An 18,863-nucleotide genomic window follows, 5' to 3' on the forward strand; every position below is an offset into this window, starting at 1 on the left:
TCTTCTCACCACTTCTTATAAGGGACGCCGTTCAGGCCGGTCTTCTCGGACAGGGAGTAGACATCGTACACGTCCTCCCCTTCGCGCGGTTGGTCGGCATCGCTGGCGTAGCTGCGCTTGCCCCAGGTTTGCGCGTCGGAGGCGTCCGGCTCGGCGCTGAACGGGTCGCGCGGGATGCGGCGCAGGAAGTAGATCTTGCTGCGCTTGGGATTCTTCAGGTCTTGCACGCCTTCCACCAGCAACTCCAGGTTCTTGGGATAGCCGGTGCTGACGGTGCTCTTGGCAACGCGGCCGTCGTCGTAGGCCTGTTTATAGGCGTCGATGGCCTGGCGGATCTCGTGCAGCGAACGGCGCAGCTCCTGCTCGTTGCGGCGCTGGATGGTGACCTGGGCCACCGGCGCCACGAGCGTGCCCAGCAGGCCAAGGATGGCCAGCGTCACCAGCAGTTCGATCAGCGTGAAGCCGCGGCGCCGCAGGTTCATTTTGCGGGCGGCTGCGGCGGGGCCGGGATCGGCGGCGCCGGCTCGGGCTGGGCCACGCTGGTGGCGGGACCGGGCTGCGAGGTGGACAGCGGCACGCCGGCCGGGGCGGACGGCGGCGCGGCCGGCACCGCGTCGGCCGGCTGGCCGGGCGCGGGCACGGTCACGGGCTGGGCGCCCTGCCCCTGCGGCTGTCCCGGCGGCAGCTGCGGCGCGGAGGGGCGGACCGGCGCCGCCGGAACGCTGGGCGCGCCCAGCGGCAGCGCCACGGGGGTGCGCACGGCCGGGTCGGGACGGCGGCGGAAATTGCCCTCGGTGCCGGCCGAGAATTCGGCCGCGGACGCTTCCGGGCGCTGCACGTTGCGGATCAGGTGCGGCGTGATGGACAGCACGATTTCTGTCTTCTGCTTGTCGTCCGTGGTGCTGCCGAACAGGCGGCCCAGGATGGGCACGTCGCCGAACAGCGGCACCTTGCTGCCGTTGCTGCGGTCTTCATTGTTGATCAGTCCGGCCAGCACCTGGTTCTCGCCATCCTTCAGCTGCAGCATGGTGGTGGCCTGGCGCGTGCCGATCTGGTAGGCCTTGGTGCCGGACTTGGTCTCCACCTGGCTCACCAGGTTGCTCACTTCGAGGGCCACGCGGATCGCCACTTCGTTGTTCAGGTAGATGGTCGGTTCGGCGTTCAGCGTCAGGCCCACGTCCACGTAGCTGACCGATTCGCTGGCGAAGCCGCCCGTGCCCGGCGAGATGGTGGTGGTGATCACCGGCACCTTGTCGCCGATCAGGATCTTGGCCTTTTCCTTGTTGCGCACGCGGATGCGCGGATTGGCCAGCAGGTTGCTGTCGCCGTCGGTCTTGTTGACCTTGGCCGTCACATTGAGCGCGGACACGCCGATGCTGCGCTGGTTCAGGTGGTTCAGGTCGTTGACCGTGAGCACGGTGCCGCCGGACGAGATCAGCGGGCCGAACGTGACCGTGGTGGGCCACGCCACGCCCAGCTCCATCAGGCGCGTGCGCTTCACTTCCAGGATCTCCACTTCCAGCATCACTTCCGGCTCGGCCACGTCCTGCAGCGCCACCAGGCGCTCGGCCAGGCGGATCGCCTCGGCGTTGTCGCGCACGATCAGCAGGTTCAGTTTTTCATCCACCACCACGTCGCGCGACTTGAGGATGGTCTTGAGCGTATTGGCCACCGACTTGGCTTCCGCGTTGGCCAGGAAGAAAGTCTTGACCACCATCTCCTGGTATTCCTTGAGCTTGGCCGCCACGTTGGGGTAGATCAGGATGGTGTTGCCGTCCAGGACCTGCTGCTCCAGCTGGTTGGTCATCAGCAGATAGTAGACCGCCGCCTCCACGGTGCTGTTCTTCAGGAAGATGGACGCCTTCTGGTCGGTCTTCACGTCCTTGTCGAACACGAAGTTCAGGCCGGAGCGGCGCGCGATGATCTCGAACACCTGCTTGAGCGGCGCGTCGCGGAACTCGATGGTGATGGGCTGCTTGAAGGCTTTCGACAGCCCCGATTCCGCAGTTGGCTGGGCGCTCTTCTCGTTCACGTCGCGCAGCATCAGGCGCGCTGCTTCGTAGGACGGTTTTTCCGCCAGTACCGCGCCCAGTTTCTGCTTGGCGCCGTCGTAGTCCTTTTTCGCGGCCAGTTCGGCGGCCGAGGCCACCATTTTTTCCAGCCGCTCGGCCGATTCCACCGCGCGCAGGCCGGCGCGGGCGCGCTCGTTTACCGGGTCCATGGCCAGCACGCGCTGGTAGCCCTGCAGCGCAGGCGCGCGGCGCCCGTCGGCCAGGTCGCGGTCGGCCTGCTCCAGGTAGCGCACGGCGGCGCGGTCGCGCGTCAGCAGGTAGGCGGAGCGGAACTGCGCGTTGTTCGGGTCTTTGGAGATGGCTTCCTGGAACTTGGCCAGGCCCGCTTCGGGGTTGTTCTGCTCAACCAGCGTGCGGCCTTCGCGGTAGGCCATCTCGCCTGCGCAGCCGGCCAGGGCCAGCGCCACCAGCGCGGCCATGGCCGTGGTTTTGAACATGCGGTGTGGGATGCGGGCCATTAGTCGGGAACTCCAATATTGAGCTGCTGGGATTGATTCAGCGGCAGATAGGTAAGCTTCAGCGTGGGCGGCGCGACCGCGTCGACGCGGTAGACGCCGTCGATCACCGTTTGCGCGCGCACCACGTAGGTCTTGTCGGCGCGGGCCAGGAAGACTTCCCAGGCGCCGTCGCTGGCGGCCTTGCCGATGTAGGTGAACGGCAGCGGCGGCGCCTGCGGCGGCGGGGGCGGCGGCGGGGCTTGCGGCGGCGGGGGCGGCGGCGTCCAGTTCTGGCTGCCGAACACGCTTCCCGCTCCGCCGAAGCTGCCTTCGCCGGTTTCGCCTATCAGTTCGGCGCGCGGCAGCAGGCGCAGGACCTGCACCTGCTTGGCGCCGCCTGTGCCGGCGGACGGGGCCGGCGTCGGCGCGGGCGCAGCCGCCGGCGCCGGCCCGGCGGCCAAGGGGCGCGCGGCAGGCGCGCGGCGGTCCACCGCCTCGGCAAGCTCGCTGCCGGCCGGCGTCCTGTCGCCGAAAATCACCAGGCCGGCAGCGGCGACCAGCGCGGCGGCCATCAGCATGTGGCGCGGCGTCATGGCTGCACCGGCATGGCGCCGTCCTTCAGGTACAGCGTGAACCGCAGGCGCGCTTCCACCTGCGCGTCGCCGATGTTCTCGCGGCGGAAGCCGATGTCGTCCAGCGCGGCAAACGGCAGCTCGCGCAAGGCGCCCAGGACGAATTGCCAGATGGCCTGGTAGCTGCCTTTCACCGGCAGCGTGATCTGGTACGTGGCGACGCGGCTGGCCTTGTCGTAGCCGGTTTTGTACTCGCCCTGCTGCAGGTTCAGGCCGGCCTTTGCGGCCAGGGCAAACAGGGCCTTGACGTGCTGCTCGGCGTACTGCTTCTCGCCCAGCGTCTCCTGGAACAGCGCCAGGTTCTCATTGGCCGACGGCGGCGGCGCGGCCACCACCAGCGCGCTGGGCGCAGGCAGCGGACGGGCCAGCGCCTGCCGCTGCTCGGCGCGCTGCGGTATCAGCCAGGCCCACGCGGCGGCGCCGGCCACGCACAGCACGACCGCCGCGCAGGTGCCCGCGCCGGCACGCGCGGCGGCCAGGCGCGCGCGCAGCAGCAGGGCCGGCACGGACACGGGCTGCATGCGCAGCGGCTTGGCACGCGGCGCCGTCATCGCGCGCCCCACGTTGCTTCAACCTGGAAGCGGATCGGGCGGTTCGGATCGGTGTCGCTGATTTCGTGCCGCGACAAGGCCGCGCCGGCGAAGAATTCCTGCTGCTTGAGCTGTTCGATGTAGGCGATCATGTCGTCCGCGTTTTTGGCCTCGGCGCTGATCTTCAGCATCTGCTTGCCGGGGTCCGGTTCCAGCGCCAGCAGGGCGATGTTGGCCGGCGTGGCCGCCCCCACGGCTTCCTGCATGTCGCGCCACGGCAGGTTCAGCTGCAGCACGGCGGCGTTGATGGCTTTCGCCTGCGCTTCCGGGATCTGCACCTTGGCCGCCTGCAGCGCGGCGGCGCCCTGCGCACCCTGGCGCTGCTGGACCTGCTGCAGCTGCTGCTGTTGCAGCAGGCGCCGCTGCTGGCGGTCCTGTTCACGCAGCAGGGCCGCGCGGGCGCGCTGCTGCTGCACCATCTGGTAGCCGTACCAGCCGGCGCCGGCGCACAGCGCCAGTCCCAGCACGCAGCCAGCCAGCGCGGCCGGCTGCAGCCTGTACCAGGCGCGGCGCCAGCCCGGCGCGGCGAAATCGATGCGCATGGTCCTCATGCCGCCAACCCTCCGCGCGCCAGCACGCTGGCCAGCGACCATTTTTCTTCGCCCGGCAAGGCGGCGCCCAGCACGCTGCAGGAGATCTGGCCGGCCGTTGCGGCAGGCTTGGCCAGCGGCGCCGGCACCTGCCCGCACAGCTGCACCAGCTGCGGCGCGTCCAGGCCGGCCAGCAGCGCTTCGCGCTTCAGCGTCTGCGCCAACCAGTACTGGTCGGCCCCGCGCGGCAGCGGCAGCGCGCGGATCGCGTGCAGGCGCCCGCCGCCGATGATGGCCAGGGTCAGCAGATTGTCGTGCACCTGGCCGAACCAGGCGTCCGCCTTCAGCGCGCCCTGCCAGCGGTTCCACGCGGTGACGAAGTGCGGCTGCACTTCCACCACCGCCATGCCGTGGTCCGCGGCGCACTGCTCCAGCGTGGCCAGCAATGGCTGCGGCATGGCGGCGGCAAAGAATGGCTGCCTGGTGTCCCAGTCGGCGGTGATGTGCCAGCCGGAGGCCGGCTCGCCGTACAGGCTGTGGAAGCGCAGCGCGGCCGCCGCCTCCAGGTCGGCCATGCGCGCGGCCTGCGCCGGCGGCGTCACCTGCCACATGCGCGCCAGGTCGTCGGCCAGCACGAAGCTGGCGGGCCAGCCCTGCACGTCCTGCCCCGCCAGCAGCTCGCGCAGCGCCAGGCCGATGGCGTGGTGGGCGTGCAGCGCGCTCACGCCTTCCGGCGAGAACGGCTGCTCGGCCAGCAGCTCGGCCTTCGGACCGAACCAGCGGCTGACCTTCAGCAGGCTCACGGCAAAGCCCGACACGCCGATGCGCAGCGCCTGGCCGGGCAATCTGTTCAGCAGTCTAGGCATGCAGCGTCACCCGCTTGATTTCGGCCAGCGTGGTGCCGCCCCGCTTGACCAGTTCCAGCGCCGCCAGGCGCAGGCTGCGCGTGCCGTTCTTGTAGGCCGCAGCCTTGATCTGGCGGATGGGTCTTTTGTCCACGATCAGTTCCCGTATCTCGTCGTTCAGGGTGAGGATCTCGGCGATCGAGCGGCGCCCCTTGTAGCCGGTGCCGCGGCAGTCGCCGCAGCCCTTGCCTTCCATGAAGCGGTAGTCGAACGCGTCGGCGCGGCTCAGGTTGACGCTGGCCAGCTCCTGGTCCGATGGCGTGTATTCGGCCGCGCAGTGCGGGCAGTTGATGCGCACCAGGCGCTGCGCCCAGATGCCGTTCAGGGCCGACACGAAGGCGTAGGGATCGATGCCCATGTGGGTGAAGCGGCCGAACACATCGAACACATTGTTGGCGTGCACGGTGGTGAGCACGAGGTGGCCCGTGAGCGCGGACTGCACCGCGATTTCGGCGGTCTCGCGGTCGCGGATCTCGCCCACCATGATCTTGTCCGGGTCGTGGCGCAGGATGGAGCGCAGGCCCTTGGCAAAGGTCAGGCCCTTCTTTTCGTTGACCGGGATCTGCAAGATGCCGGGCAGCTGGTACTCCACCGGGTCTTCGATGGTGATGATCTTTTCGCGCCCGTTGTGGATCTCGGTGAGCGCGGCGTACAGGGTGGTCGTCTTGCCCGAGCCGGTGGGGCCGGTCACCAGCAGCATGCCGTAGGCTTCCTGCGCCAGCACGCGCAGGGTGGCCAGCGAGGGCGCGTCGAAGCCCAGCGCTTCCAGCGTGAGCGAGCCGTAGGCTTCGATCATGGCGCGCTTGTCGAGGATACGGATCACCGCGTCCTCGCCGTGGATGCTGGGCATGATGGACACGCGCAGGTCGATCTCGCGCCCGCCCGACTCGACGCGGAAGCTGCCGTCCTGCGGAATGCGGCGCTCCGAGATGTCCAGTTCGGCCAGCACTTTCAGGCGCGAGATGATCTGCTCGGCCACCTCGATGCCGTTGACCGCCGTGGCGTGGTCGAGCACGCCGTCCACCCGGTATTTCACGGCCAGGCCGCCGGCGGTGCTCTCCAGGTGGATGTCGGAGGCGCCGGCTTTCAGCGCGTCGTACAGCGTGGAATTGACCAGCCGCACCGCCGGGCTGGCCGCCTCGGAGACGGAGGCGAAGGACAGCACGGCGGCCGTCTTGCCGTCGCGCCTGCCCTCGCTGGCGCCGGGCAGCAGGTTGTCCACCGCGCGCGCCGATTCCTCCTGCTTGGACAGATAGGCCTGGATGTCGGCCTGCAGCGCCAGGCGCAGCTGCAAGGGCGCGTGCGGCGTGGCGCGCGCCTGGGCGCCGAGCCAGGTTTGCAGGTCGAGGTCGAACGGGTCGGCGATCACGCCCACCAGCAGGCCGTCGTGGCCGCGCAGCAGCACGCAGCGGCGCGCCATGGCCTGCGACAGCGGCAGCAGGTCGAAGGCGGGCGTGAACTCCAGCATGTCCATCGTTTCCAGCACGGCCAGCCCGAAGGGACGGGCCAGCGCATGCACCGCCAGGCGCGGCTCGATGCCGGCCAGCGCTTCCAGCTCTTCCACCAGGCTGCGCTTGCTCTGTTCGGCGCGCGCGCGGGCCCGCAGCAGCATGGCATGGTCGATCGCCGGTGCGGTTGCGGCGGCAAGGTCGGGCGTCATGACATGTCTCCAGCGAGGTCGAAAATAGGCATGTAGAGTAACACCACGATGGCGCCCACCACCAGTCCGATGCACGCCATCAGCAGCGGCTCGAAGGTGCGCGTGAACCGGTCGATCCAGCGGCTGATTTCGCCGTCGTAGAAAGCGGCCGACTGGGTCAGCATGGGGCCCATGTCGCCGGTGCGCTCGCCCACGCGCAGCATGCGCAGCGAAATCGGGGTGGTCAGGCCGTTGGCTTCGAAGGCGGACGACAGCGGCAGGCCCGATTCGACGTGGGCGCGCGCGGCCTGCAAGCCCTGCCGCACCGAGGGCGAGACCATGCCCTGCACCGTGTCGATGGCGTGCAGGATGGTGATGCCGCCCTCGCTCAGCATGCCCAGCGTGAGGTAGAGGCGCGACAGTTCATAGATGCGCACGCGCTCGCCAATGCCCGGCAGGCGCGACATGAGGCGCAGCAGGCCGCCGTTGGTCATCAGGCGGCGCAGGCCGAACACCAGGATGCCCAGCGCCAGCGCCACGCCGGCCAGCAAGGCGGTGGTGTGGGCGGCGGCGAACTGTCCCCAGCTGAGCATGAGCTGCGACATCCACGGCAGGTTGCGCCCGGCGCCCTGGTACACCTCGGCGAAGCGCGGCACCACGTAGGCGATCAGGAACAGGCTCACGCCGCCGCCCACCAGCAGCAGGATGGACGGGTAGATGGCGGCGCTGACGATCTTGGCGCGCACGGTGTCGATGCGCTGCTGGTAGTCGATGAAGCGGGACAGCGCGCGCGGCAGGTCGCTGGTGCCTTCGGCGGCCTTGACGATGCCCACGTACAGCGGCGGGAACAGTTCCGGCTGGTCGGCCAGCACGGCCGAGAAGCGCTGCCCTTCGCGCAGGCCGCCCAGCAGCCGTTCCAGCACGCCGCGCGTGGCCGGGCCGGCTTCCTTCTCCAGCAGCGCCTCCAGCGCCTCCACCACGCCCAGGCCGGCGGTGAGCAGGGCCAGCAGTTCCTGGCTGAACAGCACCAGCGAGAGCGACCTGCCCTTGGCGCGGCCGATGGGCAGGCCAAGGCCGCCGCGCACCGGTGCGATGGCGCTCACGAACAGGCCGCGCGCCTCCACCTGGCGGCGCGCATCCGCTTCATCGCGGCCGTCGACCACCTGGCGGCCGATCACCATGTCCGGCGACAGAGTACGTACTTCGAACTGCATGGGAGGAGCCGGTGTGCTGAGGGTTGCGGGCAGTGGCGTTATTGCGACGTGATGTCGGCGTCTTCGCCGGTGCCGCCGGGCTGGCCATCCTTGCCCAGGGAAAGGATTTCATATTCGCCCTTGGTGCCGGGGGCGCGGTATTGGTAAGGCTTGCCCCACGGATCGGGCGGCACGCCCTTTTTCAGGTAGGGGCCGTTCCACTTGGCGCCGGCCGAGGCGGGCGCCGCCAGCAGCGCGCCCAGGCCCTCTTCCGCGCTCGGGTAGCGGCCCACGTCCAGGCGGTAGGTGTCGAGCGATTTTTCAAACGCTTCGATCTGCGCCTTGGCGATCGTCACTTCCGACTTGCCCAGCTGGGAGAAGTATTTGGGACCGACATAGGCCGCCAGCAAACCGATGATGACAATCACCACCAGCAGTTCCAGCAAGGTGAAACCGGGGGCGCGGCGTGGCGCTTTATTGCCTTGTAGCAGTGCTGCGTGCATCCGAACAACTCCTTTTTTGCGGCGGAAGCCTGAAACCGCCTAGCCTACCACGCGGTTTAAGCTTTCGACAACGTTTTCCGCAATAAAAAAGCCGCACAGGCTGGGCCTGTGCGGCTGCTTACGGCAGGCTGGCGGTGATCAGCCGGGCGATCAGTCGACCAGCTTGCTGCGCGTGCGTTCCGTTTCCGCCACAGGGATGGAGGCGGTGCCGGTGTTCACGTTGATGACGGTGGTGGTCTGCACGTTGCCGCTCAGATCCTGGAACTGCACACCGCCCAGGTAAGCGGTGTCGTTGGCCAGGCCGGACCAGGTGACGGCCACGGTGGCGGCGGTATTGGCCACCACTTTGCCTGGCAGCGCCACGGTGAACTTGCCGCCCAGGTCGGCGGTGGTCACCACGGTGGAGAGCAGCTTGTGCGTCATGCTGTCGCCGCCGCCGTAGGCCACCACGCAGACCTTGTAGTTGCCCGCGTCCGGCGAGGCAAGCTGCACCGATTCGTTGCTGCCGTTATTGCCCGAGTAGCCCCAGGCGCCGGACGGGGTCAGCACGCCCATGTCGTTGTCGTCGCCTGCCGTGCTGGTGTCCTGGTCGCGCAGCGCGAAGCGGGCCGCCACGGTGCCGGCCGGCACCGCCACGTTGTACACCTTGACGTTCGGCAGGTCGGTGCCGGCAGCACAGGCCGCCTTCAGGTTGGCCGAGCTCATCGCGGCTGGCGCCAGCGTGACCGCCTCGCCCACGGTCGGCGCTTTCAGACCGCCCTTGAGCGCCGTCATGCGGCCGTTGAAGGTGGCTTTGACCGGGAACAGGCGGGTGCCCGACGGTTTGTCGCCGCTCAGCTGCGCCGGCGACGCGATGGACTTGCCGGTGCGGGCCTGGATCGGGCTGCGCACCACGTGGCTGCCGTCGGTCCAGCTCAGGCTGCCGAAGTTCCAGACGCCGCTGGCGGCGCCGGCCGGGGTCAGCTTGACGGTGAAGGCGGCGGTTTCGCCCGGCGCCAGCGTCAGGGTGGACGGGGTCACCACGGTGGTGAAGCCGGGCACCGCGGCGGTGGCGTTGTAGGTGGCGCTGGCGCCGCCCACATTGGTCACCGAACGGCGCACCGTGACCGAGGTCTGCACGCCGCCCACGGTGATCGAAGGCAGGTTCAGGTTGTAGGTCTCGTCCAGCGTGCCGTAGGTGATGCAGTCGCTTTGCGGCTGCACGGCGGCCTTGTTCACCTTGCACTGGTAGGCCACGTAATCGGCCTTCTTGGCGTCGTACACCAGGCCCGGATCGGCGGCCTTGTTGGGGTCGACGTGGCCGGCGCCCTGCGCCCACGGCAGCAGGCCGTTCTGCGCGCCGGCCAGGCCGTCGTTCAGGGTGGTGAAGGCGGTGGTCATCAGCGCCGACTTGATGGCGGCAGGCGACCAGTCCGGATGCAGCTGGCGCAGCAGCAGGCCGAGGCCGGCAACGTGCGGGCTGGACATCGAGGTGCCCTGGTAGGACGCGTAAGCAGGCGGCGGCACCATGGTGCCGGCCGCAACCAGCGCGTGCTCGGCCGGGGTCAGCGCGGCGGTGACGCTGGCGATCACGTCCACGCCGGGCGCGGTCAGGTCGGGCTTGAGCATATTGCTGTCACCCGCGTTCGGGCCGCGCGAGGAGAAGCCGGCCATGATGGGCGCCGGCGCGGTCTTGATGGCAAAGGCGCTGATGGCCGCGCTGGCGTTGGCCGCCTGCGCTGCCGCGTAAGCCTTGATGGCCGCACCGTCGGCAGCCGACACGTGCACGCTCGGCACGGAATGCGCTTCCGACACCAGGCCGCCGCCGTTGTCGGCCAGGACCATGCCGATACCGCCGGCTTGCTGCACGGCCAGGCTCTTGTCGACGCGGGCGTTTTCGCCGCGCGTGCAGATCACCACCTTACCGCCCACCTTGGCCGGGTCCAGCTTGACCTGGTTGAAGCCGGCGGCAGCGCCGCCGTCGCTGAAGCACAGGCTGGCGTCGCCGCCGCCCAGGCCTGCGTCTTCCGCGCGGACCAGCGGCGCGGACGACAGCGGGTTCACGTTCAGCGATGCGCCGCTGTACTTGGTGCCGCTGCCCAGGGTGACGTCGGCGCGGGTGCTGCGGTCATGGGTGGAGGCGGCTACCGTGGTCAGCCATGGGCTGACGTGGGCCACCGCCTGCGCGGGACCGCTGTTGCCGGCCGACGCGGCCACGAACACGCCCGCCAGCGATGCGCGGTAGAAAGCCTGTTCGACCGGATCGTTGACCGAGGTCTGCGAGCCGCTGATCGAGTAGTTGATGACGTTCACGCCATCCTTGACGGCGTCGTCGATGGCCAGCACCGAGTCCGAGTTGTAGCAGGTGTTGCTGGCGTTGGTGCCGTCGTCGGCGGTGGGATCGTCGAAGGTCCAGCACACTTTGTAGGCGGCGATGCGCGCGCGCGGCGCCATGCCGGTGCTCGGGCCCATCGGCACGCCGTTCACGGTGGCAAAGGCGCCCGAGTTGCCGGCGGCGGTGGACGCCGTGTGGCTGCCGTGGCCGCCATGCCCGGTGGACACGCCATTGCTGCCGATGTTGGAGTCGCGCGGCGAATAGAATTCGCTCCAGTTCTTCTTGGAACCGTTGGGCGAGGCCAGGAAGCCGGCGTTGTAGTACTTGGCGCCGATCAGCTTGTTGTTGCAATGCAGACCGGCGTCAAAGCCCTCGCCGCTCTGGCAGCCGCCCTTGAAGGTGGCCGGCGGGCTGAGGTAAGCCAGGGTGCCCGAGCCGTCGAAGGTCGGGTTGCCGTCGGCGTCGACGCGGTCGGCGAAGGCCGGGTTTTCCGGCCAGATGCCGCTGTCGACCACGCCGATCACCATGTTCTCGCCCTTCACCAGCTGGCCGCCGGTGAATTTGGACCACAGGCCGCCGGCCGTGCTCAGGCCCAGGAAACGCGCGGTGGAAATGGTGTCGACGCGGCGGGCGGCGTCGGCCTGCACGTCGGCCACGGCAGGATTCGATTTCAGCGCCAGCACCTCGGCATCGGTCAGCTGCACGGCAAAGCCGTTCATCACCACGTCGAAGTTGGCGACCACGGTCGGGTTGCCGACGCTGGCCAGCACCTCGGTCTTGCGCTCGCCCAGGTAGCGGATGTATTCCTGCACGCTGGGGGCGCGGAAGTCGAACACCTCGCCGGGTGCCGGCTGGGTGGCGGCCAGGCCGGTGACGCCGCCGCTATAGGTGGCGGCAGGCTGGTCTTGCAGCTGCACGATGTAGGTGCGGCGTTGTTCTTGCGCGGTGGCGGTGATGGTCAGGCTGGACAGCAATGCCAGCACGGCCATGGAAATTGGACGCAGGTTCAGGTTCATGGTTTTTCCCGGAATGAATTAAGAATGGAACAGCGCAGGCTCAAGCCGAACGGCGGCGGCGCGACAGCGCGCGCAGGCCGATCACGCCGAGGCCGAGGCCGAACAAGGCGATGCTGGTGGGTTCCGGGATGGTGGTGATGTTATCGAGCGCAATGTTGCCGATGCCGGTGGTGCGGCTGCAATTGCCGCTGAAGTCGCAGCCGTAGCCGTAAATGCGCACGTAGTTAAACTCATAGCCCGACAGGGGCGACAGGTCGTAGGTGGCGAAATTGAAGGCGCCGCCGGTCGGGCCCGGCAGGAAGATGGTCTGGGCGCTGCCCACGGCCTGGTTGAGTGCGTTGAAGCCCTGGATCAGCAGCGCGCCGGCGGTGCCGGGGAAGGTGGTGCCGTCGGCGCCGATGTAGCTCGCCTGCAGGCTGCCCAGGCGGAAATTGTTGCCGCTGTTCAGGCCGAAGTACAGGTAGCCGTCGTTCAGGCCGGCGTAGTAGTTGGTCGGGTTGTTGACCGGGCAGCCGCCGGAGAAGCACAGGCCGTTGTCGGAACCGTCGATGATCACGCCAGCCAGGTCGGTGGTCTGTGTGTTGCCGTAGGCATAGGTCTCGATCCAGAAATCGCCGGTTTGCACCACGCCGCCTGCGTACAGCAGCGGCGAGTCTTCAAAGCCGCTTTCAAAATTGATTACTCCCGCTTGGGCAAAGCTGCTTGCTGCTAGCGCCGCAACGCATGCCGCTTTTTTGAACAGTTTGCTCGTACCGCTTGTCATAAATTTAGCCACGGAATCCCCTGGATATAAATGGTCTATTAATTTTTAGAAAGTTGTCTTGTCTTATGGATAGACAACTTGCCCGCCCCAACCACTCCCCTAGTTGAGTCTGCTCGTACAAGCATTAAACGTGCCCATGAAATATTTTCAAAAGAATCAGGAAGTTGCCGAGACATCATGATTGCAAGGAAGTCAAACTGTAAGATTTTCCGACAAAAAAGCCAGCCGCGTGAAGCAGGTTCACGCTGCGGCTCGGGCGGGGAGATCAGTCAGCGCGGCCGGACGGCGCGCTGGGCAAGGTGCGGCACAAGCCGCCGGCGCAGCCGACGGCAGGTTCGACAATAACCTGGCAGGTGGACACCCTGCCCTGTTTTTCGGCGTCTGCGTTGGCCGCCTTGCGCAACGCGGTGTAGCGCTCGGCAAGCGGTGCAGCTTCGGGCAGGCGCGCAGCGGAAACGGCCAGCCATGCGGACGGCCCGCCGCACAGGCGGGCACCGACCGGCACCGCGCGGCAATCGCTCGCAGCGCGGCAGGCGGATGCAGTTTCCAGGGCGCGCAGGCGCTGCAGCAATTCCGGCGCGCCCGCCGTACCGGCCGCTGAGCCAGCCACTGAGCCAGCCACTGTAGCCGGCGCCGTCACGGGCACTGGCGGCACGGGCTGCGCGCCGTTGGCGGCGGCTGTGCCGGCGCCGCTGCCGGCCGAGGCGGCGCAGCCCAGCAAGACGCTGGCGGCGGCTAGTGCAAGAAGCAGGGTTGGTCGCATGGCGGTGGCGGCAAGAGGCCGGCCAGGTTGGGATGTGCCATCATGTGCTTGTGCGGCCGCCGCGTCAAGCGCGCCGCGCGCCTCCGTCCAGCAGGCTCAGTGCCATGCCGCGCGCCACCGCCTGGGTACGGTTGCTCACGCCCAGCGTCTTGTAGATGCGCTGCAGGTGGTTCTTCACCGTGAGGCCGCTGATGCCCAGGATCTGGCCGACTTCGGTGTTGCTCTTGCCTTCCCTGACCCAATGCAGGATTTCCATTTCGCGCCGGCTGACAGCGCGCTCGGCAGGTGCGGCCGGCGATTGGCTCTCCAGCCGCAACAGCGCCAGATGCAGATGGGGCAGCAGCAGTTCAATGAAGTATGCCTGGCGCGGCCCCGGCCGCTGCGGCATGCCGAACAGCGCAAAGCAGGTGCTGCCGCCGGGCAGCGCGCCACTGCCGTGCAGCAGCACATTGGCGAAGCCGAGCCGCAGCAGTTCTGGCGCGAATGCATCCCAGGGGTCCGCACTGGTGCCGCGCGGCGGCGCCGCCTCCAGTGCGGCCGGCCGGGCGTGCGCGCCGTGGATACAGGCGTGGCGGGCCAGGCGCAGCGCCAGTCCCCGGGCCGGATCGGCCAGGTGCGCCAGCACGTCATTATCGAGCACGGTGCCGTGCAGGCACTCGATGCGGCTCAGGGCGCCATGCCTGCCGCCCACTGGCGCGAACTGCATGCAGACCATGACCTGATGCGGCAGCAGCGCCTGCAGCTGGCCCTGCGCCCACAGGAAATAGCTGCGCAGCTCGCGCACCGACAGCGATGCGTCGACGGCGCCCAGCAGATACTCTTGCTCCAGCTTGCTCAGGATGACGGCCTGCTGCATGGCGGGTGGCCGGCTCATCAGGCCGGCACGGCGGCGCTGCCGGCGGCGGTGCAAGCGGTGAAGCGGTAGCCGCTGCCGCGCACGGTTTCGATGTGGTCGTGGTGGCCGCTGGGCTGCAGGGCGCTGCGCAGGCGGCCGACGTGGGCGTCCACGGTGCGCTCGTCGACGCACGCGTCGGCGCCCCACACCAGGTCCAGCAATTGCGCCCGGCTGTAGACGCGCTCAGGATGCTGCATCAGGAACTGCAGCAGGCGGAAGTCCACCCGCCCCAGGCTGAGCTGCCGGCCGGCCGCCACCACGCGCTGGGTGGCCGCTTCCAGCCGCAGCGCGGCCAGCTGTATCGTCCCGGCCCCTGCCCCGGCGTGCGCGGCCTGCGCCGCCAGCTGCGCTGCCGCATGCGCCTGGCGGCGCAGCACGGCATGCATGCGGGCCAGCGTTTCGCGCGGGCTGAAGGGCTTGGTGATGTAGTCGTCGGCGCCGCTTTCCAGCGCCAGGATCTTGTCGGCCTCGGCGCTGCGGGCGGTGAGCATGATCACGGGCAGGCCGGCGCTGCGCGGCGTGGCGCGCAGGCGGCGCAGCAAGGCCAGGCCGGACTGGCCGGGCAAGTCCCATTCGAGCAGCAGCAGTTCCGGCGCAAGCGACTCCAGCATCAGCAGCGCGCTCTCGGCATCGAGCGCGCACAGCGGCTGGTGGCCGGCCTGGCGCAAATTCAGCGCCAGCAGTTGCTGGACCTGTGGGTCGCAGTCGATGATCAGGATGGGCGGCGGCATAAACTTCACTATGCATCAGCCCCGATGGCACGCACTAATACAATTTAATTGCGCAATTCATAGTTTTTCCGACTAAATACCTGCTGCACCATGGAAAAAGGCGCCGCCCCTTGCGGAACGGCGCCTCGGGTGCCAGCAGGCTCGCGCGCACCGCCGGTGCGCGGGCACAACAGCGCTTTAGCGCGCGCTGCTGCGGCGGCGGCGCAGCACCAGCGCCATCAGCGCCAGGCCGGTACCGCTGAGCAGCCAGTCGGACGGCTCCGGCACCGTGGTGACGGCGCCTGGATCGCCAGGGCCATTGCCGATTGAACCGCTGCCGCCCGGCACGGTCGGCGGGGTCCACAGGTACTGCGCGATGGCGCCGGTCACAGGGTCGTAATTGCCGACCCAATTGCCCAGGTTGTCGAAGGCGGTGATGCTGAAGTTGGAGATGTAGCCGGACACCGGATCGGCCGCGCCAGCAAAGCTCAGATCGAACGACAGCACTGAGTTGAAATCAAGCGCGAAAGCCAGCTCGTTAAATGCCAGGTTGCTGAACAGATAGCCGCCCGCCTGCGGCGTCACGTTCTCGATGTAATCAACGGTGGCGCTGCCGAAGCCAGCCAGATTGGACATCAGCGCGGTTGCCTCCACGCCGTTGCCGGGCGAGCTGAACTGGAAGTCCAGGTAGCCGTTGGCAACGCCGAAGGTTTTCGTGTCGATCGACACCATTACGCCGGCCGAAGCCAGGGTACTGACGGCTGCCAGCACCAGGGTCAGCGCGGCGCGGCGCAGGGTTTTGTTGAAGAAGTTGCTCATGGCTGGATGTCCTTAAAAAGTGCCGGTGTAAAACTTGGGCGTGTAGGTCACGACCGCTTTGTTCGGATTGCTGAAGGTCAGCGCGACCGTCATGGTGGCGCCGGGCGCCAGGGTGCCGCCCAGCGTGATGTAAGGCGCGCCGCGGAAACTGCCGCTGGCGTTGTCCAGCACCAAGCCGTTGGCCAGTCCGTTCAGCTGCAACTGGAACGGGCCGTTCAGCGGCGTGCTGCCGTTGTTGGTCACGGTAATCACGCCGGAGGACTTCTGGGTAAAGCGGTTGTAAACCGTGCCCTGCTGCACGAACTTGACGCTGCCGCTCATATCGATGAACTTCGGCTGCAGGTTCAGGCTCACCACCACCGGATCATGGTCGGACGCGCGGTAGGCCAGCGCGTTGTACAGGTCTTGCGGCTTGCCGTCCTTGTTGTAGTCGATCACGGTCGGTTCGTCCGCGTTGACGTGCCATTCGGCGGCGCCGGCCACCTGCGGGCTCAGCGAGCCGCTGGCCAGCGCGTGGTCCAGGTAGCCGCTGTTGCTGCCGAATACGTAGGAGTACGGCGTGCCGTTCGGGCGCACGTAGCGCTCCAGCTGGTTGACGAAACCGGCGTTGGTCATCACGAACACCGGGTCTTCCATGCCGTAGGAGTTCATGTCGCCGATCAGCAGCACGTCCGGGTCGCCGGCGGCTGCGGCCACTTGCGGCACGAAGGTGTTCACCAGGCGCGCGGCCTGCAGCTTGCGGGTGTTGTTCCAGCAGCCCTGGCTGTCGCCCTGGTCCGCGTCCAGCCCGCTGCCGGAGGGGCAGCTGCCCTTCGACTTCAGGTGGTTCACCACCAGCGAGAACTTCTCGCCGTTGGCGGCCTGGAAGGTTTGCGCCATCGGCGGACGGTTGTTGACGGCGTCGGCATCGGACAGCGCGCCGCCCACCAGGGTCAGTTTGGAGGGCTTGTAGATCATCGCGACGCGGATGGCGTCGGTGCCGGTGGCCGCTGGCGCCGGCACCACGGCGTAGGCGTTGGAACCGACCGCGGCGTTCAGCGCATTGGTCAGGTAGGTGACCGCGTATTCGCCGTTGTTCTGGATTTCCATCAGGCCATAGACGTCGGCGTCGATGGCTTTCAGTTCGGCCACGATCTTGTCGCGCTGGCGCACGAACTCTTCCATATTGTCGGCGCCGCGGCAGTTGCCCGCCGTGGTCGTATTGCCGATCTTGCAGCCCTGCCCGGTCTGGCCTTCCACATTGCGGCCGTTGGTGAAGGTGGTGAAGAAGTTGAGCACGTTGGCGCTGGCTACTTTCACGTTGCCGGCAGCCAGCGCGGGCGCGTCTTCGCGCGGATTGCTGCGCGAGAAGACCGGCGCGGCGGTCGGCTGCAGCTTGAAGGCGGTGGTGCTGCCGCCCACGGCGCCGAAGTCGATCACGCCCACCAGGTCGGTGACCGTGTCGCCCACGCGCACGGTGCCGTCCTGGCCGATGTAGGGAATGGTGGCAGGGGTGACGAACAGGCCGTCGTCCAGCACTATCATGCCGGCCGCGTTGGACGCGGCCAGCGCGTACGCTTCCGGCGTGCGCGCGGGGTAGCGGTTGGTCGGCACTTCCAGGCGGCCGTTGGCCAGGGTCAGCTCGCCCCGGTCGCCCAGGAATTCAGCCTGGTTGACGGTGAGCGGACGGGTGAAGCGCACCAGCATGCCTTCGTACTGTGCCAGGTTGGCGCCCAGCTCCACGTTGGCGGGCGTGATGGCCGGGCCGTCGCCCATCGGCACCACGGCGGTCACGTCCTTGAACTCGGTGTAGGAGCGCTTGGCGCCGGTCGGCGTGTATTCGAACACCAGGCCGGTAACGCGGGCGATCTGCCCCACCTGCACCGTGGGCGCGGTGACGGTGTACACGAAGATGCCGTCCGAGCTGGTGGGATCGTTGTCGCCAGCGGCGTCCTGCATGAAGAAGCCGTTCGACACTTTCAGCGTGACCACGCCTTCGGCGGTCTGCACGGTGTTGGCAACCGGGCTGGGCCCGTCGCCCGGGTTGGCGCCCTGGATTTGCGGGATGGTCATGGACACGTTGGCCAGGCCCGTCACTTTCACGGTGACCGGGCAGGTGGCGAACTGGTTGCCGTCGTTGGCGAACTGGATGGTGACCGGGTAGCTGCCCACGGCCAGGCTGGCCGCCGCGCTCAGGTTCACGCTGGCGGTGCCGCCGATGGCGCCGGCGGCGCTGAAGCCGTCCAGGCTGATGCCGGTGGTGGCGCCGGCCGTGATGCTGGCGGCGGTAACGATGCTGTCTTCATCGGTGGCGGTGAGCGGCACGCTGCCGCTGTAGCCCTGGGCCACGGAGAGCGTCGATGGGCAGGTGGGCACGATGGGCTTGACCACCGTGGCGCCGCAGGCCTGGATCACGGCGCTGTTGCGCGGATTCGGCGGCAGCACTTCAAAGTCGGCGCCGTTGTTGTCGCTGTCGGTGCAGCCGTTGCCCTTGCGCAGCGCGGCGGTCAGGTTGCCCAGCGTACCGGTAGGCGTGCCGCCTTCGGCGAAGTTGGCGCTGCTGCCGTAGCCGACCAGGTCGACCAGCGCCGCGCCGCTCGGGTTGGTCACCGTGAAGGCGGTGGTGCTGCTGCTCAGCGCAACCTTGCCGGCGCCGGCCGCCATCAGGGTGGTGCCGACCTTGTCGGCGGTGACGGTGGTGGGCGTGCCGCCCGCGCCTGCGCCCTGCTGGACCATGTAGTACTGGCCCGGCTGCAGCATGACGTTGGTCAGCGGCGTAACCTGCCAGCTGCTGCCGCTGGCCGAGGCATACTGCACACTCCAGCCGTTCAGCGACACCGCCGACGTGCTGCGGTTGTACAGTTCGATGAAGTCGTGCTTCAGCAGCGCGGCGGTGGTGCCGGTGCCGTTGCCGCCCGCGCCGTACACCTGGCTGATGACGACGGCCGAATCGGCCAGGGCGGGTGCGGACAGGCTGGCCAACAAGGCGGCCAGGACGGTGAGGCGGCCTGGCACGGCGGGAGCGGAAAGGTTCATATGCGGTCCTGATCTGGAGGGTATTAACAAAATGACTTTATAGTTGCTATCCGCATATTAATATAAT

The 18,863-nt window shown here is 68.2% G+C and carries 16 protein-coding genes; all 16 read right to left on the reverse strand.

Annotation, left to right across the window (positions count from 1 at the left end; translation table 11 throughout):
* Positions 1-5: 5 nt before the first annotated feature.
* Complete coding sequence (locus ASC94_RS25385) at positions 6-482, reverse strand: type II secretion system protein (protein WP_056402693.1); 477 nt, start codon at positions 480-482, stop codon at positions 6-8.
* Positions 479-2,530 (reverse strand): secretin N-terminal domain-containing protein, encoded by a 2,052-nt coding sequence (locus ASC94_RS25390; protein WP_229417405.1) that lies wholly within the window; start codon positions 2,528-2,530, stop codon positions 479-481. Before ASC94_RS25390 ends, ASC94_RS25385 begins: the two co-directional genes overlap by 4 nt.
* Complete coding sequence (locus ASC94_RS25395) at positions 2,530-3,102, reverse strand: hypothetical protein (protein ID WP_056402696.1); 573 nt, start codon at positions 3,100-3,102, stop codon at positions 2,530-2,532. Before ASC94_RS25395 ends, ASC94_RS25390 begins: the two co-directional genes overlap by 1 nt.
* Positions 3,099-3,692 carry a hypothetical protein gene (locus tag ASC94_RS25400; protein WP_229417406.1) on the reverse strand — a complete coding sequence of 198 codons (594 nt, stop codon included), beginning with the start codon at positions 3,690-3,692 and terminating at the stop codon, positions 3,099-3,101. Before ASC94_RS25400 ends, ASC94_RS25395 begins: the two co-directional genes overlap by 4 nt.
* Positions 3,689-4,282 (reverse strand): hypothetical protein, encoded by a 594-nt coding sequence (locus ASC94_RS25405; RefSeq protein ID WP_056402699.1) that lies wholly within the window; start codon positions 4,280-4,282, stop codon positions 3,689-3,691. The genes ASC94_RS25400 and ASC94_RS25405 overlap by 4 nt, the downstream gene beginning before the upstream one ends.
* A complete protein-coding gene (locus ASC94_RS25410; RefSeq protein ID WP_157201590.1) occupies positions 4,279-5,127 on the reverse strand; it encodes a hypothetical protein in 849 nt (282 codons plus the stop codon). The genes ASC94_RS25405 and ASC94_RS25410 overlap by 4 nt, the downstream gene beginning before the upstream one ends.
* On the reverse strand, positions 5,120-6,826 hold the full coding sequence (locus ASC94_RS25415; RefSeq protein ID WP_056402704.1) for a GspE/PulE family protein: 1,707 nt from the start codon (positions 6,824-6,826) through the stop codon (positions 5,120-5,122). Before ASC94_RS25415 ends, ASC94_RS25410 begins: the two co-directional genes overlap by 8 nt.
* Positions 6,823-8,019 carry a type II secretion system F family protein gene (locus ASC94_RS25420; protein ID WP_056402708.1) on the reverse strand — a complete coding sequence of 399 codons (1,197 nt, stop codon included), beginning with the start codon at positions 8,017-8,019 and terminating at the stop codon, positions 6,823-6,825. The genes ASC94_RS25415 and ASC94_RS25420 overlap by 4 nt, the downstream gene beginning before the upstream one ends.
* A 38-nt stretch (positions 8,020-8,057) precedes the next feature.
* Positions 8,058-8,501, reverse strand: a complete 444-nt coding sequence (gene gspG, locus ASC94_RS25425) for a type II secretion system major pseudopilin GspG (protein ID WP_056402711.1) — start codon at positions 8,499-8,501, stop codon at positions 8,058-8,060.
* 150 nt (positions 8,502-8,651) lie between these two features.
* Positions 8,652-11,831 carry a S8 family serine peptidase gene (locus ASC94_RS25430; RefSeq protein WP_056402714.1) on the reverse strand — a complete coding sequence of 1,060 codons (3,180 nt, stop codon included), beginning with the start codon at positions 11,829-11,831 and terminating at the stop codon, positions 8,652-8,654.
* Between the two features lie 40 nt (positions 11,832-11,871).
* Complete coding sequence (locus tag ASC94_RS25435; protein WP_056402715.1) at positions 11,872-12,594, reverse strand: NF038120 family PEP-CTERM protein; 723 nt, start codon at positions 12,592-12,594, stop codon at positions 11,872-11,874.
* A gap of 265 nt (positions 12,595-12,859) precedes the next feature.
* Positions 12,860-13,357, reverse strand: a complete 498-nt coding sequence (locus ASC94_RS25440) for a hypothetical protein (protein WP_157201591.1) — start codon at positions 13,355-13,357, stop codon at positions 12,860-12,862.
* 64 nt (positions 13,358-13,421) lie between these two features.
* The gene (locus ASC94_RS25445) at positions 13,422-14,231 is read right to left on the reverse strand and encodes a LuxR C-terminal-related transcriptional regulator (RefSeq protein ID WP_229417407.1); all 810 of its coding nucleotides are present in this window, start codon (positions 14,229-14,231) and stop codon (positions 13,422-13,424) included.
* Positions 14,231-14,983, reverse strand: coding sequence for a winged helix-turn-helix domain-containing protein (locus tag ASC94_RS25450; protein ID WP_056402717.1), 753 nt, complete (start codon positions 14,981-14,983; stop codon positions 14,231-14,233). Before ASC94_RS25450 ends, ASC94_RS25445 begins: the two co-directional genes overlap by 1 nt.
* Before the next feature lie 177 nt (positions 14,984-15,160).
* Complete coding sequence (locus ASC94_RS25455; RefSeq protein WP_056402721.1) at positions 15,161-15,781, reverse strand: NF038129 family PEP-CTERM protein; 621 nt, start codon at positions 15,779-15,781, stop codon at positions 15,161-15,163.
* Positions 15,782-15,793: 12 nt separating this feature from the next.
* Positions 15,794-18,796 (reverse strand): ExeM/NucH family extracellular endonuclease, encoded by a 3,003-nt coding sequence (locus ASC94_RS25460; RefSeq protein WP_056402725.1) that lies wholly within the window; start codon positions 18,794-18,796, stop codon positions 15,794-15,796.
* Positions 18,797-18,863 lie beyond the last annotated feature (67 nt).

Origin of the sequence: Massilia sp. Root418 (assembly GCF_001425265.1) — a bacterium.
Lineage (GTDB): Bacteria > Pseudomonadota > Gammaproteobacteria > Burkholderiales > Burkholderiaceae_D > Rugamonas.

What these genes read in the sequence shown, in the direction of transcription:
- ASC94_RS25385 (WP_056402693.1), bottom strand. Translation starts at nt 482, where the DNA reads ATGAACCTGCGGCGCCGCGGCTTCACGCTGATCGAACTGCTGGTGACG.
- ASC94_RS25390 (WP_229417405.1), bottom strand. Translation starts at nt 2,530, where the DNA reads ATGGCCCGCATCCCACACCGCATGTTCAAAACCACGGCCATGGCCGCG.
- ASC94_RS25395 (WP_056402696.1), bottom strand. Translation starts at nt 3,102, where the DNA reads ATGACGCCGCGCCACATGCTGATGGCCGCCGCGCTGGTCGCCGCTGCC.
- ASC94_RS25400 (WP_229417406.1), bottom strand. Translation starts at nt 3,692, where the DNA reads ATGACGGCGCCGCGTGCCAAGCCGCTGCGCATGCAGCCCGTGTCCGTG.
- ASC94_RS25405 (WP_056402699.1), bottom strand. Translation starts at nt 4,282, where the DNA reads ATGAGGACCATGCGCATCGATTTCGCCGCGCCGGGCTGGCGCCGCGCC.
- ASC94_RS25410 (WP_157201590.1), bottom strand. Translation starts at nt 5,127, where the DNA reads ATGCCTAGACTGCTGAACAGATTGCCCGGCCAGGCGCTGCGCATCGGC.
- ASC94_RS25415 (WP_056402704.1), bottom strand. Translation starts at nt 6,826, where the DNA reads ATGACGCCCGACCTTGCCGCCGCAACCGCACCGGCGATCGACCATGCC.
- ASC94_RS25420 (WP_056402708.1), bottom strand. Translation starts at nt 8,019, where the DNA reads ATGCAGTTCGAAGTACGTACTCTGTCGCCGGACATGGTGATCGGCCGC.
- gspG (WP_056402711.1), bottom strand. Translation starts at nt 8,501, where the DNA reads ATGCACGCAGCACTGCTACAAGGCAATAAAGCGCCACGCCGCGCCCCC.
- ASC94_RS25430 (WP_056402714.1), bottom strand. Translation starts at nt 11,831, where the DNA reads ATGAACCTGAACCTGCGTCCAATTTCCATGGCCGTGCTGGCATTGCTG.
- ASC94_RS25435 (WP_056402715.1), bottom strand. Translation starts at nt 12,594, where the DNA reads ATGACAAGCGGTACGAGCAAACTGTTCAAAAAAGCGGCATGCGTTGCG.
- ASC94_RS25440 (WP_157201591.1), bottom strand. Translation starts at nt 13,357, where the DNA reads ATGCGACCAACCCTGCTTCTTGCACTAGCCGCCGCCAGCGTCTTGCTG.
- ASC94_RS25445 (WP_229417407.1), bottom strand. Translation starts at nt 14,231, where the DNA reads ATGAGCCGGCCACCCGCCATGCAGCAGGCCGTCATCCTGAGCAAGCTG.
- ASC94_RS25450 (WP_056402717.1), bottom strand. Translation starts at nt 14,983, where the DNA reads ATGCCGCCGCCCATCCTGATCATCGACTGCGACCCACAGGTCCAGCAA.
- ASC94_RS25455 (WP_056402721.1), bottom strand. Translation starts at nt 15,781, where the DNA reads ATGAGCAACTTCTTCAACAAAACCCTGCGCCGCGCCGCGCTGACCCTG.
- ASC94_RS25460 (WP_056402725.1), bottom strand. Translation starts at nt 18,796, where the DNA reads ATGAACCTTTCCGCTCCCGCCGTGCCAGGCCGCCTCACCGTCCTGGCC.